Here is a 16,204-nt window from a genome sequence, read left to right as displayed (position 1 = left end):
TATCAACGAATTCCGGGACATTTTTATTTCAATTCAATCAAATTACCAATTGGGATTTTGTGTCAAATTTTCATTCAAATCACGGGCATCTTGAGGCACAGGCCACAGATACATGTGATCTTTCCACACTCTTGTTTCCATGAAGATATTCTCCCGCTTACCGGATTCTGTCATTTTAGCAAAACCATAGGCATCGCCTCCTCTTACCTTATCACAAATTTTCCAACGGATAATATCATAATAGCGCAATCCTTCCATAGCAAATTCCACACGACGCTCATGGCGCAATTTGTCACGCAAATCACTCTGATTCGTTACTTGTACATTTTTCGGCAACCTTGCCCTATCACGCACATCATTAATTAAAGCAACCGCCTCATCCAAATTTTCATTTTTCTCAATCAAAGCTTCAGAACGCATCAATAACACATCTGCATACCGAATTATGCTCAGATTCTTACCACCTAAAGTACGGTCGGCCTCTTCACCTTCCAAATCGACATATTTCGTAACCAAGAAGCCAGTATAAGAAGGATTTTTCTGGATATAATCTTTACTGTTCGGATCTTCTACACCAAATACAGATCTAACCGTCCCATTCGCTTTCCACTCCCAGCCTGGAGTTATAATAGTAGACTTCAAACGGGGATCCCGATATTCATATTCTCCATATCCACCATTTGCCGATACCTCTTCTCTCATTTGCACATACTTACAGTCCAATCTTTCACACTCACTTGTTGCATGACCACCCAAACATTCATACTCATCTACCAGACTTTGCAGAGGGCGTAGACCAGTCCAACCCAAATATACAGAAGATGCGGGTGACAAATTACGATTTAATGCATGTACCTTCAATGGAGCCGAATATTGTTTCTCAAAAATAATTTCATTATTGTTTCCATCAGCCTGCGGGCGGAACAATTCTTCATAACTATTCTTGTCCGCATTTCCATCAAATGCGCGGTATAAGCCATAATTACCAGAATCGATAATCGCCTTCGTATATTCCAAAACTTTATCGTAGTTCTTTTCATGCAAATAAATTCTAGCCAAGAAAGCTTTCACAACATTCTCATTGACACGTCCTGTTTCAGACGAAGTATCTTTCTGAATATCAACCAGGACTTCATTCAATTCTGTCAAAATAAAATTCAACACCTCTTCACGTGGCTGACGAGAGGTCTGTCTGGATTCATCAATTGTCAAAACTTTCGTTACTAACGGAATATCACCAAAGTAGAATAACATATCGTAATACAAGAAAGCACGAATAAAACGAACTTCTGCCCGCATGTGATCATACTGTTCCGAACTTACGGATTCTTTCGCTTTCTCCAATCCTTCCAATACATAATTCAAATTAGCGATCTCAGAATATTTCCATTCATTTTTCACTTTTCCGGTATAAGCCGTCATGGAACCGTCCGCCATCACTGCATTCCCGCTCCAAATAGCATTATCTGTAAATCCATCCCGGAAAACAAGAAGATTATCCCCATCATCATTATACAGATGGACATAACAATTATCCACCATCATTTTTGCCTGGCTTTCATCTTTCCACCAATCATCTTCCGTTATTTGATCAAGAGGAGGCGTGGTCAAAAAATCATCACAACCTGTCAAAACAATCATCCCCAGCAATATCAGATAATATTTTATATTTTTCATGACTGTACTTTATTAAAATTGAACATTCAAACCAAAAGAATAGGTTCTTGACAAAGGATATGTATACGCATTGGATGTTTCCGGATCATAGCCCGGAACAAAATTATCAATCGTAAACAAATTAGAAGCTGAGAAAAACAGACGCAAATTAGAAAAGCCTGAATTCTTCAACAAATCATTAGAGAAATTATATCCCACTTGCAAATTTTTCATACGAAAATACCCTGCATTGATTTTCCAAAAATCCGATTTTTCATAATTGAAAGAAGCTTGATCGGAAGTCAAAATACGCGGATATTCAGCATCTCGATTATCCTCTCTCCAATAATCCAACTGGTGCACAAACACCGGGCCTCCTCCTCCATCGCTTAACGGCTGGATACCAGGACCACTCATAATATAATCCTTCTTCCCAATACCTTGAAACAACATACTTATATCAAAGCCTTTCCAAGCAGCATTCAAACGCAAGCCATACAAATAATGCGGATTAGGATCACCTATAACAACACGGTCATCTCCATCGATCTTGTCATCATTATTCTGATTCTTATATTTGATATCTCCCGGTTTATTTTTCACATTTTGGAATGGAGAATTTGCAATATCTTCTTCCGACTCGAAAAAACCCAATGCTTCATATCCATAAATAGATTTCATCGGCAGTCCTTCAGCCGTATAACCATCTTTCCAAGGACCTGTTCCTGCCAAATCCAAAACTTTATTCTTATTATTTGAAAGATTGGCTTGGATAGAGTAACTTACTTCACCGACTTTATCGTTCCAACTTAATTCCATTTCCCAACCACGATTCTCTACTTCTCCGATATTCACATTCGGTTTTCCAAAACCATATTCCATCGGGACAGGTAAACCGATCAAAATTTCATTCGTATTCTTGATATAATAATCGAATGTAACTCCCAAGCGATTTTTCAAAAAATAAGCATCAGTTCCCACATCGAACATGGTCGTTTTTTCCCAACCCAAATCGGTATTACCCAACGTTTTCAAATAGGCAGTCTGTACATAAGAGTTATTCAATGCGACTCCTCCCATCGCTATCGTTGTATAACTCGGATACAATCCTAATCCGGAAGAAGCTCCGGTTTTACCCCATGAAGCACGAATTTTCATATCATCCAGAAATGAAGAGGTCACCCCCATGAAGTTTTCCCCTGAAATACGCCATGCAGCTGAAACAGAAGGGAAAGTTGACCAACGATGGCCACTGGCAAAACGAGAAGAACCATCAGAACGCACCTTCAAAGACAATAAATATTTACCCGCATAATCATAATTCATACTTCCGATAAAAGAAGCAATTGCCCAATGTTCTGCATTCCCATCATTACTCCAATTATCTTTAGATCCTCCAGTCAAAACATGTACGATATCCGTCGGATAACCATCCCGATAAGCATTGATCCAATCATAACGCTGATTTTCCTGCTGATAACCGGCTAAAACATCAATAGAATGTTTTCCAAATGTTTTCTGATAAGTCAACAACGCCTGCAAATTATAATATGCAGTAGAAGTACGTTCTTCTTTCATTGAATTGATCCCCTTGGTAGTCACCTCCTGTGTGAAAAAATCCGTAAAAGAAATTTCACGCCCAAACGTCGAAGTCTTACCAAAGATATAATTTACATTGGCTAGTCCGGTCAACTTCAAACCGTCAATAAACTCATAACTCATCTTAAAAATACCGGAAGCATCATGTTTATCCCACAAATCATGCCCAAACTCATGTATATAAGCAATCGGATTTATAATTGCTTTCGGATTATATCCATAACTTCCATCAGTATAGTAAGCGATGTTGGTCGGATTCATTTTATATACATCTATAATATTGTTATCCATTGAGATAACTTCATCTTTCTTACGTAGAATATATCTCATATCAAAAGATATATTAAACTTGTTCGTTACCTGAACATCCACATTTGAACGCACGTTGAACACATCATGTTCTACTTCAGGAATCACACCTGTCTGATGGTCAAAACCTCCACTCAAATAATATTTTACACTTTCTGTTCCACCAGTTGCTGCAATCGAATGGCGGGTTGTAATACTATTCTGAAACATCAAATCCAACCAATTGGTATTTGGATAACGGTTCGGATCTTCGCCACTTGCAAATTTTCTTATATCATCTTCTGAATAGACATCACTACGTCCTATATTACGCTGAGATTCATTATAAATTCTAGCATATTCGGCAGATCCCACCATTTCCGGCATATCAGTCGGAGTATTTACACCGACATATCCATTATAGCGAAAAGTAGGTTTTCCCAGTTGCCCACGTTTTGTTGTTACCAAAATAACGCCATGAGCTGCCCGAGAACCATAAATAGCAGCAGATGCAGCATCTTTCAAAACAGTTACACTTTCTATATCTTCTACATTCAAATAATTAAATTCACTCGGAACTCCATCCACTAATAAAAGAGGAGATCCGCTTTCATTCAAAGATGTAGCCCCGCGTAACTGCATGGATGAAGCGCTACCCGGACGACCTGATTGTACGATACTCAAGCCAGGAACGGCTCCCTGCAAAGCATCTGTAATCGTTTGAGACGGTTTATTAGTCAAAACATCTGCTTTAACAGCAGTTACTGCTGTAGTCAGATTCCCTTTTTTCACAGTACCATATCCGACAACGACGACTTCTTCCAAACTTTGCAAATCTTCTTTCAGAGTAATCGTCCAGTTTTTCCTTCCTTTCACCGGAACTTGTTGCTCCACATAGCCAATGTAAGAGATCACTAAAGATGCATTCTCCGAAGGTATTTCCAATGAGAATTTTCCATTGATATCTGTCACCGTACCGATTGTTGTTCCTTTCACAAACACATTCGCTCCAATTATCAACGTCCCTGCCTCGTCTGTAATAATTCCCTGGATAACTTTTCCTGATTGCTGAGCGACAGTCTCTCCCTGTATCTTCACCCGTTTTGTCAACACGATATAATCGTCTTCGAAAACGTATGACACACCCGAGTTCTTAAAAATACGGTTCAAGCAATCGGCTACAGCATTTTCGCCTTCATTCAATGAAACTGTTTTATTTACGTCAATTTCTCCCTTATTATAGACAAACAGATAGTCGGTCTCCTTTTCAACCTGATTGATAAAAGTCCCGATTGTCATACGACCGTTTGCGATGTTTACTTTTGCCGTCTGCGAATTTACATTCGACGCATAAGATGCAAACAAGCAGACAAACAAGAACAATGTTGAAATTCTCATAATATTAAAAAACTTCTTAAAGTGTTTTCTTTGAAATAATAAGATTGACAAAGCATATTTTTCCATACCTTTGTATAATTAAATGTTTAATACTTTTTCGACTAAGAGTGTTAGATGTATTGCTGACAGGTGGTGGAACACCTGTCAGCTCTTTATTTATAAAAAGATTTCTTATTTTTAAACCATAGGCATATTATTTTTAAGGTTACACATACTTTCCTGTATTTATATAGTTAACTCCTCCATATGGAAATCTGGAAATTATTTATTGCAAAAGAATCTGATTACGATCATCGTCTTTGGTGTAAGTGAACGGATATACTATTTGCAACTTTTTCAAAACACTTTCTACCCCATCCCTTTGTCGAAATTTCCCCGTATAGCGGAAATTACCGAGTTTTGTATCCTTCACAATAATTGAGACATCATAGTAAAGCTCTAATTTCTTTATAATATCAGTTAATAGCATATCATCAAAAATGAATACGCCATCCCTCCAAGACATAAAATCAGTATTAGTAAATAAAGAAATTTCCGATGAATGATCGGACACAACTATTTGTTGCTGCGGACGTAGTGCATAATTACGACTCCTATCATTTACACAGGATACAGAAACGCTTCCTTCAAGTAAGGACGTTACAAAATACATTTCAGAATCATATGCACTCACATTGAATTTTGTTCCAGTCACTTTTATATCCATCTTATTCGTTTTTACGATAAAAGGACTTCCCGTATCCTTTTCGACCTCAAAGAAAGCTTCCCCATTCAGTTCGACTTCCCGTTGTTTCAAATCGAAATGTTCAGGGTAACGTAATCTGGAATTAGCATTCAGCCAGACTTCCGTACCATCAGCTAACAAAACTTTCGCCCGCTGTCCTGCTGGCGTTGAAAATTCCTGATAACGAACCAATTCATCCTTCATATTCCCCGTATATGTCATCAATAAATAAGTCGACAAGACAGAAAAAATCATTATGGCTGCGTAACTAGCAATCTTCCTGGAACCTAAAAAGAACGTACGCTTTCTTCGTAAACTGACAAATGAACGATACTGCATATCGGAAGCCATACAATCTTCCTTAGCCATAGAAACAAGTGCTGATAAATTTTGCATATCAGCAGCTTCCTTCCTGTCACCGACATCTTCTTTCAATCGACGGAAAAGAGTTTGCTTTTCTTCAGACGAGATATTTCCCGTCAAATACTTTGATAATAAATCCAACATATTTCTTCCTTATATATAAGTTAAACTCTTATCTCAGGAAAGACCACTATAAGCCAATCAGAAATAAATATTATTTAACAAGGAATAATAATAGGGGCAGATAATCTTTTAGTTCAATACGTAGTTTCTTTAAAGCTGTGACTATATGATTTTCAACAGTATTTACAGAAATACCCAATTCTTCCGATATTTCTTTATACTTCAATCCTTCTATACGACTTTTAATAAAGACTTCCCGGCAACGCTCCGGCAGGGCATCAAGAGCCCGTTTTATGACTTCCTGCAATTCCGTTTCCGATTGATAAGAATAATCCAACGATTCCAAGGCATACAGTTTGAAACTTAGCTCTTCCTTCATCTGAAGATTATATTCTTCCTCTATCAGTTTGTGTCGCAGAAAACTAAGGCACTTATTCTTAACAAGGGTAAATAAATAGGTGGTTAATGTATAAGTAATTTCAAGTTCATCTTTTTTTTCCCAAAGCACCAAAAAAACATCCTGTACTATATTCTCGGCGTCTTCATCTGCCAAAACATAGTTTTTGGCAAATCCAAACATCTTCGGATAGTACAACTTATATATCCTTTCAAAATCACTTTGAATATAATTCATATTTATATACTTATTCCCTATTAGCAAAAGTAATATATTATTTCAACTTTTAAGCAATCGGATAAAATTAATGTATTTTCTCTTCTAATAAGACATCACAACAAGAACTTCCCCAATAACATATAAACATCTATATGTAATAAATAAAAATAAAATGAAAGCATATACGCTTTTCACATAACTATCCTAACTGACAAAACATCTCTACCAGCCATTTATCAGTTCGTTTACAGTAATTTTTCGAGATAAAGTCCGTCCTAATAAATATTACCTGCCGGGAAACCAACACTCAAGTCCGAGATAATTGTTATAAAGTCCGAGACAGTTGGGATTAGCTGCCGGGTAATGGAAAGAAGTCCGGCAGATAAATGATTTTCTGAAGATGAAACCTCAAAAACAACCATAGATTGTAAAAAAAAGGAACTCATTCTCTCTGGAAGCATTTACAGAAAACACTTTTTCCACCTAACATTTTTATGCAGAAAGAAGTCGGAAAATATCCCCTTTCTCATTTACCATCCGGATAATCTCTAACAAAAAAGCAGCATGCTACCTTTTCTGCCTTTTTTCTTTCTAAATATCATTCAACAACTATAACTTCACAGCATTATTCAAAACAGATTGAGCAACCAGCCGTCTATACAACATTCTCAAAGAGATTAATTATCAAAATGACATTTTGACAATTCGTATATTGCATCAATAGACGCTACAAGCGAAAACAAAATAGAAATATCCTTTACGGAGCGAAAAGGACAGGAACAATAACCTGGGTCGTATCCACCTTCCAGTCCGGACCTTTTTCGATCAGGCGAAGCGCTTCCTTGTCTGCTGATGCGCACAGGCTTCGTTTGACTTCCAGATCGACCGGACGGCCTTTTTCATTGATATGGAATGCAACAACGACAGTTCCGGTCACCCCTTTACAGGTTGAGTCCTGCGGGTGAATCAATTCTTTACGCAAATATTCCTCATAGGCTTTATAGCCTATAACAGGTTCCGGCCGGTGTATCGAGGCACGAGCCATAGTTGCATCCATCGCTACTTCTTCTTCCGCCACGATCATTTCTGCTACATTGGCATCATCTTCAACGATAGACAAGACTTCAGCTCTCGCAGGAGCAGCAGCCAAAGGGGCCGGCGTAGGTGTTACCTGCCGCATTCTAGCTTCGGGCTTTTTTGCAGCTACCGGTGCTTGTTTTTGCATTGCTTCCGTTTCTTCCTGTAATTCAGGGGTAACAGCAGCCTGGGCGATCGCCGGTTCAGGAGGTGGTGGCGGTGTCACAGCTTTTTCCTGTATAACCATCGACTGTAACTCTTTCGGCATAGCGGCATCTCTGTTAAACCAAAAATAACTGCCAAATCCCAGACAGATCAACAAGCTGGCAGCAATACTCCATTTCGCAATCTGATCTCTTTGAGAACGGGTACGGCGGGAGATACGGCGGCGCATTGCTTCGATACTTTCCACATGGTTGCCCTCCACTGTCTGAAAACCATCCAGTGCGTCGGCCAGGAAAGGATCTTTCATCGCCTCTTTTTCCAGACGATGGGCTTCCTTGCCTTTTCGTGAACCTTGTATGTATTGCAACAGATTTCTCATTGCGCCATTCTCTTTTCAATACAACTTTTCAGATTGCGTTTGCCATTCTGAATATAACTTTTTACGCTTTTGAGCTGATACCCGGTCTGCTCTACGATATCGACGTACGACATTTCTTCCATAAAAAAAGACAGGATACAACGTTGCTGCGGTTCGGGCAGCTTCTCCAGACAGTGCTTGAGGGCTGCCGTACGGGCATCGTCACTCGTTTCTTCTTTATCTAATAGATGCAATAAATCGTACGATTCCACAAATTGCCGGTCGAAATCGGTTGCTATCTCGGGATTTTCTTTTCGTAACAGCTGGAAGCAATGGTTCTTTGCCACACTGTAAATCCAGGTTCTGAACTCCCGTATCTCGTAACGCGAAAGCTTTGGCAGCAAGTCTTCGAACAATTGCATGACAGCATCCTGTGCTTTCTCTTCTTCCTGCAAATATTTCAGGCACAACCCGTATAGCAATGGGATATAGCGATTATACAGTTCACCGAAATAATCGCTTTTCCCGGTTTCCTTATATAATTGCAGCAGTTCGCTATCTGAATAGGTTGATATGTTACGTCTGAAAAACAGCAAGTTGTTCTCGTTTTTTCTACAAATGTAAACTTTAAATTAAAATCTTTCTCAAAAAAGTCCGAAACATTTATGGAATTCCCCTTTATCGCGGCATCTATCAGGTAAAAGCAATTCATTAATCATTAAACAGGATCAGTCATGAAAACGAAAACAACAATCATCAGCTTACTTACGGCAGCTATCCTGGCTGGCGGTCTGTTTCTTCTTGTAAAAAAGCCGTTAATCTGTACGCCTCCTCCGGTTCCGCATCCGGCACAGGCTGAGGTACAAACACAGAAAACAGCGAAGGCACAGGCTGAGGTTCTCTCTATCGTTGAAGACGCAGCTCCCATCATTGCAGAAGAAGAAGTCGTTTGTTGCGAAGCTTTGGTGACCACATCTTCATCCTATGATTACGATCAGGAAACAAACAGGAACGAGTATAACCAATTGGCAGAAAACAAATTCAGGAAAGTCAATAACGAACCGCTTTCTACTTTCTCGATCGATGTCGATGCCGCTTCTTACGGGACGATCCGGCGTTATATCAATGAAGGGCAAAATCCTCCGGCCGATGCTGTCCGCGTAGAAGAATTAATCAATTATTTCTCCTACAATTACGAGGAACCAACAGGAAAAGATCCTGTAAATATCACCGCCGAAGTAGGACCATGTCCCTGGAATAAAGAAAATCGCCTGGTACGTATCGGGTTAAAAGCGAAAGAGATTCCTTCTGAAAATCTGCCGGCTTCCAATCTGGTTTTCCTCGTAGACGTATCAGGTTCTATGTATGGGCCGGACCGTCTGGGATTGGTTAAGTCATCCCTGAAACTCCTGATCAATAATCTGCGGGAAGAAGATCGCGTAGCCATCGTGGTATATGCCGGAGAAGCAGGTGTGGTACTACCATCCACCTCCGGAAGTAATAAGCAAAAAATACGTGAAGCACTCGACGAACTGACGGCAGGAGGTTCGACTGCCGGTGGTGCCGGTATCCAACTTGCCTACGATATTGCACGGAAGAATTATATCCGGGAAGGAAACAACCGCGTGATACTCTGCACCGATGGCGATTTCAATGTGGGAGTATCATCTTCCGAAGGATTGGAGCGATTAGTCGAAAAAGAACGTAAAAGCGGTGTATTCCTAACCGTTCTGGGTTATGGTATGGGAAATTATAAAGACAGTAAGATGCAGGTTCTTGCCGAAAAAGGAAACGGCAACCATGCTTATATCGACAATATCCAGGAAGCAAACAAAACACTCGTCCATGAGTTTGGTAGTACAATGTATGCCGTAGCCAAAGACGTGAAGTTACAGATCGCTTTCAATCCCGATCAGGTACAGGAATATCGTCTGGTCGGTTACGAAAGTCGCTTATTGAATAACAGGGATTTCAACGACGATACCAAAGATGCCGGTGAAATGGGTGCCGGACATACGGTAACGGCTTTTTACGAAATAAAGCCGAACAATGCTCCCCGCACCATGCAGTTTGCAGAACCGGAGTTACTGGCTATACGCCTGCGCTACAAAGCTCCTGACAGCGACGTCAGCCAGTTGATCGAGACTAAATTGAAAGCAAGCGGCAGCAACAAGCTTTCCCCCGATTTCTATTTTGCATCGGCTGTCGCCATGTTCGGCCAGTTACTGCGCAACTCCGAATACAAAGGAACAGGTTCATATAATCAGGTGATCTCTCTGGCACAAAGCGGACTGGTAAATGACCGCCAGGGTTACAAACGGGAATTTATCCGGTTGGTTGAAACAATGAACGGGTTGACTGCTGCAACTCACTAACCAAGCGAGAAAAGCATCGCCGACGATTAAGAAGCCAGCCGGCTTTATGTATTCCGATCGATTTTGGGCGTCACTTTTTAAAACGCAGAGTATACAGATTGATATTCAACAATTAATGGATGACGCCGGAAACTGCCTCCGGCGTCATCCATTAATTGTTGAATATCATCATCTAAGTACCATGTATACATATAGTGACTCCGATTAAAGACTAAATATCAACAAACAACAGAGCCTGAAAACGAGTACCTATCCATGAATAAAGCGATGCCTACCCATTTGAAAAAAGCCGCCGAGCGGTTGCAGAAAATACTTATGTATTTAACAGGCCAAACATACGTCTTTTGTTATCAAAACATATATGATTTAACGACAAAACACCTATGTTTGAAAAGATGAATGTTTGCACAAACGGGAAAAAGTCAATACAATGTTTATTGAATAAAATTTAAACAGACCCCAAGATTATGAAACACAGCTTGCAACATTCCGCAAATGCCAGTATCTTTGTGAATTATTTATGATAATAAAATGAGAAGACGCTCAGGTTACAAAGACACAAATCAAAAAAAAGCCCCTCGCGGACGCAAAGTTGCGGTGAAGGAAGAGAATACACTGCTTCCTTTTCTGTTCCAATTGTTGAGCGAACAGAGCAAAAGTTCCGTCAAGGCCTTACTTGCCCACGGACAAATCTTGATAAACGGGAAAGTCACTTCCCAGTTCAACGCTCCTTTAGTGCCGGGAGACGAAGTCGAGATCAGTTACGAACGAGGAAAGGTGGAGTTCAGCAATCCTCTATTACACATCGTGTGGGAAGATGACGACCTGATCGTCGTCAACAAAAAGAACGGGCTCCTGTCTGTTTCCAGCGATCGTGTAAAGGAACGTACCGCTTACCACCTGCTCAGCGATTATGTCAAGAAGAATGATCCGCGAAGCAAAATTTTTGTACTGCATCGTCTTGACCGTGACACATCCGGACTGATGATGTTTGCCAAGAACCAACGTGTGCAAAAGGCTTTACAATCAAACTGGAACTCGGCAATCACACAGCGTACGTATGTGGCCGTCGTAGAAGGCCGTCCGGAAAAAGATTCTGACCTGATCGTCTCCAACCTGGTTGAAAACGCAAAGATGCAGGTGTATATAACAGCAGAAGGTGAAGGGAAGGAAGCCATCACCCGTTACCACGTCTTGCATAGTAACGGACATTATTCTCTATTGGAGCTTGATCTGGAAACAGGTCGTAAGAACCAGATACGCGTCCAGATGGAATCTATCGGACACCCGATTGCCGGCGATTACAAGTACGGCGCAGAAACCGATCCCGCCGGAAGGCTGATGCTTCATGCCCGACGGCTCTATTTTATTCATCCGGAGACAGGAGAAGAGATGCGTTTTGAAACGCGTATTCCGGATGCTTTCGTTTCATTAGCTAAATAAACTAGACTGAAATATAAACATTGTAATGAAGAAACTCTTTAGCATCTTATTGCTGGTGTTCGTAACACTGGCTGTACAGGCCCAAATCCATCAGCCTGTCAAGTGGAAAATTAAACTGGAAGACTCCCAGTCTGCCGAGAAAGAAATCGTATTCGCCGCCACAATCGATAAAGGCTGGCATTTATACGATATGAATCTGCCGGAAGGAGGACCTGTATCAACCTCGTTCACCTTCGAGACACTTCAAGGGGCAGAATTGATAGGACAGCCGGTATCCAACATCAAGCCGACCGTTGTATATGACGAACAGTTCGCAATGGATCTCCGCTGGTTTCCAGGTGCCGTAACTTTTACCCAAAAGGTAAAAATCCTCAATCCTAAAAAGTTCAAGATCGAAGGTGAAGTAGAATTTATGGTCTGCAACGACGAAACTTGCCTGCCGCCCGACCGTGTCAGCTTTGCTTTTGACAGTAAAAATACAAAATTGACATTGCCGGCCGATGCACCCGTCGTAGAGAAAGACGATGTGACCGAAGAACAGCCGGACACCAATCAAGTAGCGGAAGAAGGGAAGACTCTGACCACTCCGGATCCGGTCGCCAAAGAAGAAACGGTTATCGCCAATCCGGAAAAGATCGCTAACGCATTGACAAACGATGCCGCTCTATGGACACCGGTTATCGATGACTTGAAAGCGTATGGAGACACGACTGTTACGGCAACGGATACTTCCTGGCTATTCATCTTCTTCGCCGGATTCCTGGGCGGACTGATCGCTTTGCTGACTCCATGCGTATGGCCGATGATCCCGATGACGGTTAGTTTCTTCCTGAAACGTACCAAAGACCGGAAGAAAGCGATCCGCGATGCACTCACCTATGGAATGTCCATCATCGTGATTTACCTGGTGATGGGATTGCTTATCACAGGTATTTTCGGAGCTAGTGCCTTGAATGACCTGTCGACAAATGCGATCTTCAATATTATATTCTTCCTACTGCTGGTCGTATTTGCCATCTCGTTCTTCGGAGCATTTGAAATGGTATTACCTGCTTCCTGGACAACCAAACTGGACAGCAAAGCGGATTCTACGACTGGTATATTAAGTATCTTCTTCATGTCGTTTACGCTGGTACTGGTATCATTCTCCTGCACAGGTCCGATCATCGGTACACTGCTGGTACAGGCGGCATCCATGGGTACGGCAGTCGGCCCGGCTATCGGAATGTTCGGGTTTGCCCTGGCACTTTCCATTCCGTTCAGTTTGTTCGCTATCTTCCCGAATATGCTGCAAAGTATGCCTAAATCCGGCGGATGGCTGAACTCGGTAAAAGTAGTATTAGGCTTCCTGGAGCTGGCACTGGCACTGAAGTTCCTTTCTGTTGCCGACCTGGCTTACGGCTGGCGTCTGCTAGACCGCGAAGTATTTATCGTTCTGTGGATCGTGATATTCTTCCTGTTAGGACTTTACTTGCTAGGAAAGATCAAATTCAGCCATGACAGCGATGTTAAGTATGTATCCGTACCGCGTCTTTTCATGGCGATCATCTCGTTCGGTTTCGCCATTTACATGGTTCCGGGACTTTGGGGTGCACCTCTGAAATCAATCAGCGCTTTCGCTCCACCTTTGTATACACAGGATTTCAGCCTGTATAACGACGAGGTACATGCCCCTTATGATGATTATGAAAGCGGTATGGCTTATGCCAAACGGGTGAATAAACCAGTCATGATCGACTTCTCCGGCTTCGGTTGTGTTAACTGCCGTAAGATGGAAGCATCCGTATGGACCGATCCGAAAGTAAAACAATTGCTTGAAAAGGATTACGTCCTGATTACTCTGATGGTAGACGACAAGACCAAACTGCCTCAACCGATCGAAATCGAAGAACACGGCAAAGTGCGTAAACTGAAAACAATCGGTGACAAATGGAGTTATCTTCAGAGAAGCAAGTTCGGAGCCAATGCACAACCTTTCTACATTCTGCTGAATGACGAAGGCAAACCGCTCGGTCCGTCATATGCATTCAACGAAGACGTATCAAAATATATACAATTCCTTGAAAACGGATTGAAAGCGTTCAAAGAGCAAAATAAATAATTAATCAATTTGCCAATATGCCAATGTGCCAATAAAGAACCCCTGTCCATAGTACAGGAGTATTTAATTGGCACATTGGCATATTAACACATTGGCATTAACATTTTGGCATATTATTACAATGGCAACAAGAGAAGAAAAAATGGAAGCTTTCGGGCAACTGCTCGACATCCTGGATGAACTCCGGGTGAAATGTCCCTGGGACAGAAAACAGACAAACGAGAGCCTGCGTACCAACACAATCGAGGAAACCTACGAATTGTGCGACGCAATCATGAAGAATGACAATTACAACATCAAGAAAGAATTGGGAGACCTGCTTCTTCATATCGTTTTCTATGCAAAGATCGGTGAAGAGAAAGAAGCTTTCGACATCAAAGATGTATGCGACAGTCTTTGCCAGAAACTGATTTTCCGCCACCCGCACGTATTCGGCGACGCTTCTGCCGACACTGCCCAGAAAGTAGAGCAGAGCTGGGAACAGATAAAATTAAAAGAAAAAGGCGGAAACAAAACCGTTCTGGAAGGTGTTCCTTCTTCTCTCCCCTCTGTCGTCAAAGCCCACCGTATCCAGGATAAAGCCCGCAATGTCGGTTTCGACTGGGAACAACGTGACCAGGTATGGGATAAAGTACATGAGGAGTTTACCGAACTGAAAGAGGAGATCGACAAAATGGATGCAGACAAGATGGAAGGCGAATTCGGAGACCTGTTCTTCAGCCTGATCAATGCCGCCCGTCTCTACAAGATCAATCCGGACAATGCACTTGAACGTACGAACCAAAAATTTATCCGCCGTTTCAATTACCTGGAAGATCATACCATTAAAGAAGGCCGTTCACTGAAAGAAATGTCTTTGGAAGAAATGGATAAGATATGGAATGAAGCCAAATTGAAAGGCCTATAAAAAACAAAAGGGGAACCGACATCACGTCGCCACCCCTCCCTTAACTTAAACGCCAAAACTAAATCTAAACAAAAAACACAAATAATGATAATATTTTATTTTTTCTTGTTTTCTTCTTTCTTATCGTCCGGACCTTTCATAAAATTCCGTGCAAATTTGTATTCAGCACGCCGGTATTTATAAAGTTTCTCAGGCGATAGTATCTTTTTAAATTTTTCGTAATATTCTTTCTCTAAAGCAGCCTCCTTCATTTTCACTCCGATACATTCATCATTTACTTTTGAATAATCGTTTTCTGTCGGAGATTTCATGTGCTTTAGTTCCTTTGACAGTTTACGGCATTCACGACCAACCTCAAACATCTTTTCTTGCAATTCATTACATAAAGGAATGAAAGCTTCAGCTTCTTCCGGTGTCAAACCTACTTCAGCTGTAATAAAGGCATTTCTTTTTGCCTGAAAGGCCTCTTTGTCAAAATGTCGATGTTGTTTATCTCCCTGTGCCAACACTCTCGAAGAGAATAAAACTGAAATCGCCACAAATGTAATAAAAAATATTTTGCTCATACAATTATTATTACAAAAATATGCTAATAACTTCTTTTTTTCGTCAATTTATTCGTAATTGCCCAATTCTTCTGCTAAAAGATAATCTGTATACTGGGCTTCCAGATATTCCAGATATTCTTCATTTTCCGCTTCCAATATAGCAGCTTTAGTTTCCGATGCATCTGTCGACTGCACCAACAGCGTATCAGACTGGCTCTTTTCACCGTCGAAACCGACTATTGCTTTAAAGAACAATCCCAGCCCGGCAAATACTGCAGCCATATACAACCACGGACGGACACGGTCCGTCATAGAGACTTTCTTTGCCTCCACATGCGGCTTCTCCGGCAGCTGGCTCATAATATTAGCCGTGAGATCCTTCATGTACCCATCAGGCACACTAAAAGGATTCTTTCCTTTAAAACGATCCAGATTGTTTTGTTCTTTTTCCATACTCTTCCGT

At 41.2% G+C, this 16,204-nt stretch carries 12 protein-coding genes; 4 read left to right on the top strand and 8 right to left on the bottom strand.

Annotated elements, in window-relative coordinates:
- Positions 1-42 precede the first annotated feature (42 nt).
- The 6 genes from P3L47_RS11065 to P3L47_RS11040 all read right to left on the bottom strand — a co-directional run bounded on the left by P3L47_RS11065 (position 43) and on the right by P3L47_RS11040 (position 8,963).
- Complete coding sequence (locus P3L47_RS11065; RefSeq protein WP_122360899.1) at positions 43-1,677, bottom strand: RagB/SusD family nutrient uptake outer membrane protein; 1,635 nt, start codon at positions 1,675-1,677, stop codon at positions 43-45.
- Positions 1,678-1,689: 12 nt separating this feature from the next.
- A complete protein-coding gene (locus P3L47_RS11060; protein ID WP_233577021.1) occupies positions 1,690-4,941 on the bottom strand; it encodes a TonB-dependent receptor in 3,252 nt (1,083 codons plus the stop codon).
- Between the two features lie 265 nt (positions 4,942-5,206).
- Positions 5,207-6,172 carry a FecR family protein gene (locus P3L47_RS11055; protein WP_277780820.1) on the bottom strand — a complete coding sequence of 322 codons (966 nt, stop codon included), beginning with the start codon at positions 6,170-6,172 and terminating at the stop codon, positions 5,207-5,209.
- Between the two features lie 70 nt (positions 6,173-6,242).
- Positions 6,243-6,785 carry an RNA polymerase sigma-70 factor gene (locus P3L47_RS11050; protein ID WP_277780819.1) on the bottom strand — a complete coding sequence of 181 codons (543 nt, stop codon included), beginning with the start codon at positions 6,783-6,785 and terminating at the stop codon, positions 6,243-6,245.
- 739 nt (positions 6,786-7,524) lie between these two features.
- Complete coding sequence (locus P3L47_RS11045) at positions 7,525-8,388, bottom strand: energy transducer TonB (RefSeq protein ID WP_277780818.1); 864 nt, start codon at positions 8,386-8,388, stop codon at positions 7,525-7,527.
- A complete protein-coding gene (locus P3L47_RS11040) occupies positions 8,385-8,963 on the bottom strand; it encodes an RNA polymerase sigma factor (RefSeq protein ID WP_075556863.1) in 579 nt (192 codons plus the stop codon). Before P3L47_RS11040 ends, P3L47_RS11045 begins: the two co-directional genes overlap by 4 nt.
- 138 nt (positions 8,964-9,101) lie before the next feature.
- Here P3L47_RS11040 and P3L47_RS11035 point away from each other — a divergent pair, with 138 nt between their 5' ends.
- From P3L47_RS11035 to mazG, 4 genes are all read left to right on the top strand, one after another.
- Positions 9,102-10,742, top strand: coding sequence for a vWA domain-containing protein (locus P3L47_RS11035; protein WP_277780817.1), 1,641 nt, complete (start codon positions 9,102-9,104; stop codon positions 10,740-10,742).
- 531 nt (positions 10,743-11,273) lie between these two features.
- Positions 11,274-12,185: an RluA family pseudouridine synthase gene (locus tag P3L47_RS11030; RefSeq protein WP_277780816.1), complete on the top strand. Its 912-nt coding sequence runs from the start codon at positions 11,274-11,276 to the stop codon at positions 12,183-12,185.
- Between the two features lie 25 nt (positions 12,186-12,210).
- A complete protein-coding gene (locus P3L47_RS11025) occupies positions 12,211-14,286 on the top strand; it encodes a protein-disulfide reductase DsbD family protein (protein WP_277783657.1) in 2,076 nt (691 codons plus the stop codon).
- A 121-nt stretch (positions 14,287-14,407) separates the two neighbouring features.
- The gene (gene mazG / locus P3L47_RS11020) at positions 14,408-15,193 is read left to right on the top strand and encodes a nucleoside triphosphate pyrophosphohydrolase (protein WP_277783656.1); all 786 of its coding nucleotides are present in this window, start codon (positions 14,408-14,410) and stop codon (positions 15,191-15,193) included.
- 95 nt (positions 15,194-15,288) lie between these two features.
- Here mazG and P3L47_RS11015 read toward each other — a convergent pair whose 3' ends face one another.
- Together P3L47_RS11015 and P3L47_RS11010 are read right to left on the bottom strand one after the other, a co-directional pair.
- Positions 15,289-15,759: a hypothetical protein gene (locus P3L47_RS11015; protein WP_277783655.1), complete on the bottom strand. Its 471-nt coding sequence runs from the start codon at positions 15,757-15,759 to the stop codon at positions 15,289-15,291.
- Positions 15,760-15,807: 48 nt separating this feature from the next.
- Positions 15,808-16,194: a hypothetical protein gene (locus P3L47_RS11010; RefSeq protein ID WP_277783654.1), complete on the bottom strand. Its 387-nt coding sequence runs from the start codon at positions 16,192-16,194 to the stop codon at positions 15,808-15,810.
- Between the last annotated feature and the right edge of the window lie 10 nt (positions 16,195-16,204).

It is taken from the genome of Parabacteroides chongii, assembly GCF_029581355.1.
Taxonomy (GTDB): domain Bacteria; phylum Bacteroidota; class Bacteroidia; order Bacteroidales; family Tannerellaceae; genus Parabacteroides; species Parabacteroides chongii.
The sequence above is the reverse complement of the archived record's forward strand: the minus strand, read 5'-3'. Positions and strand labels throughout refer to the sequence as shown.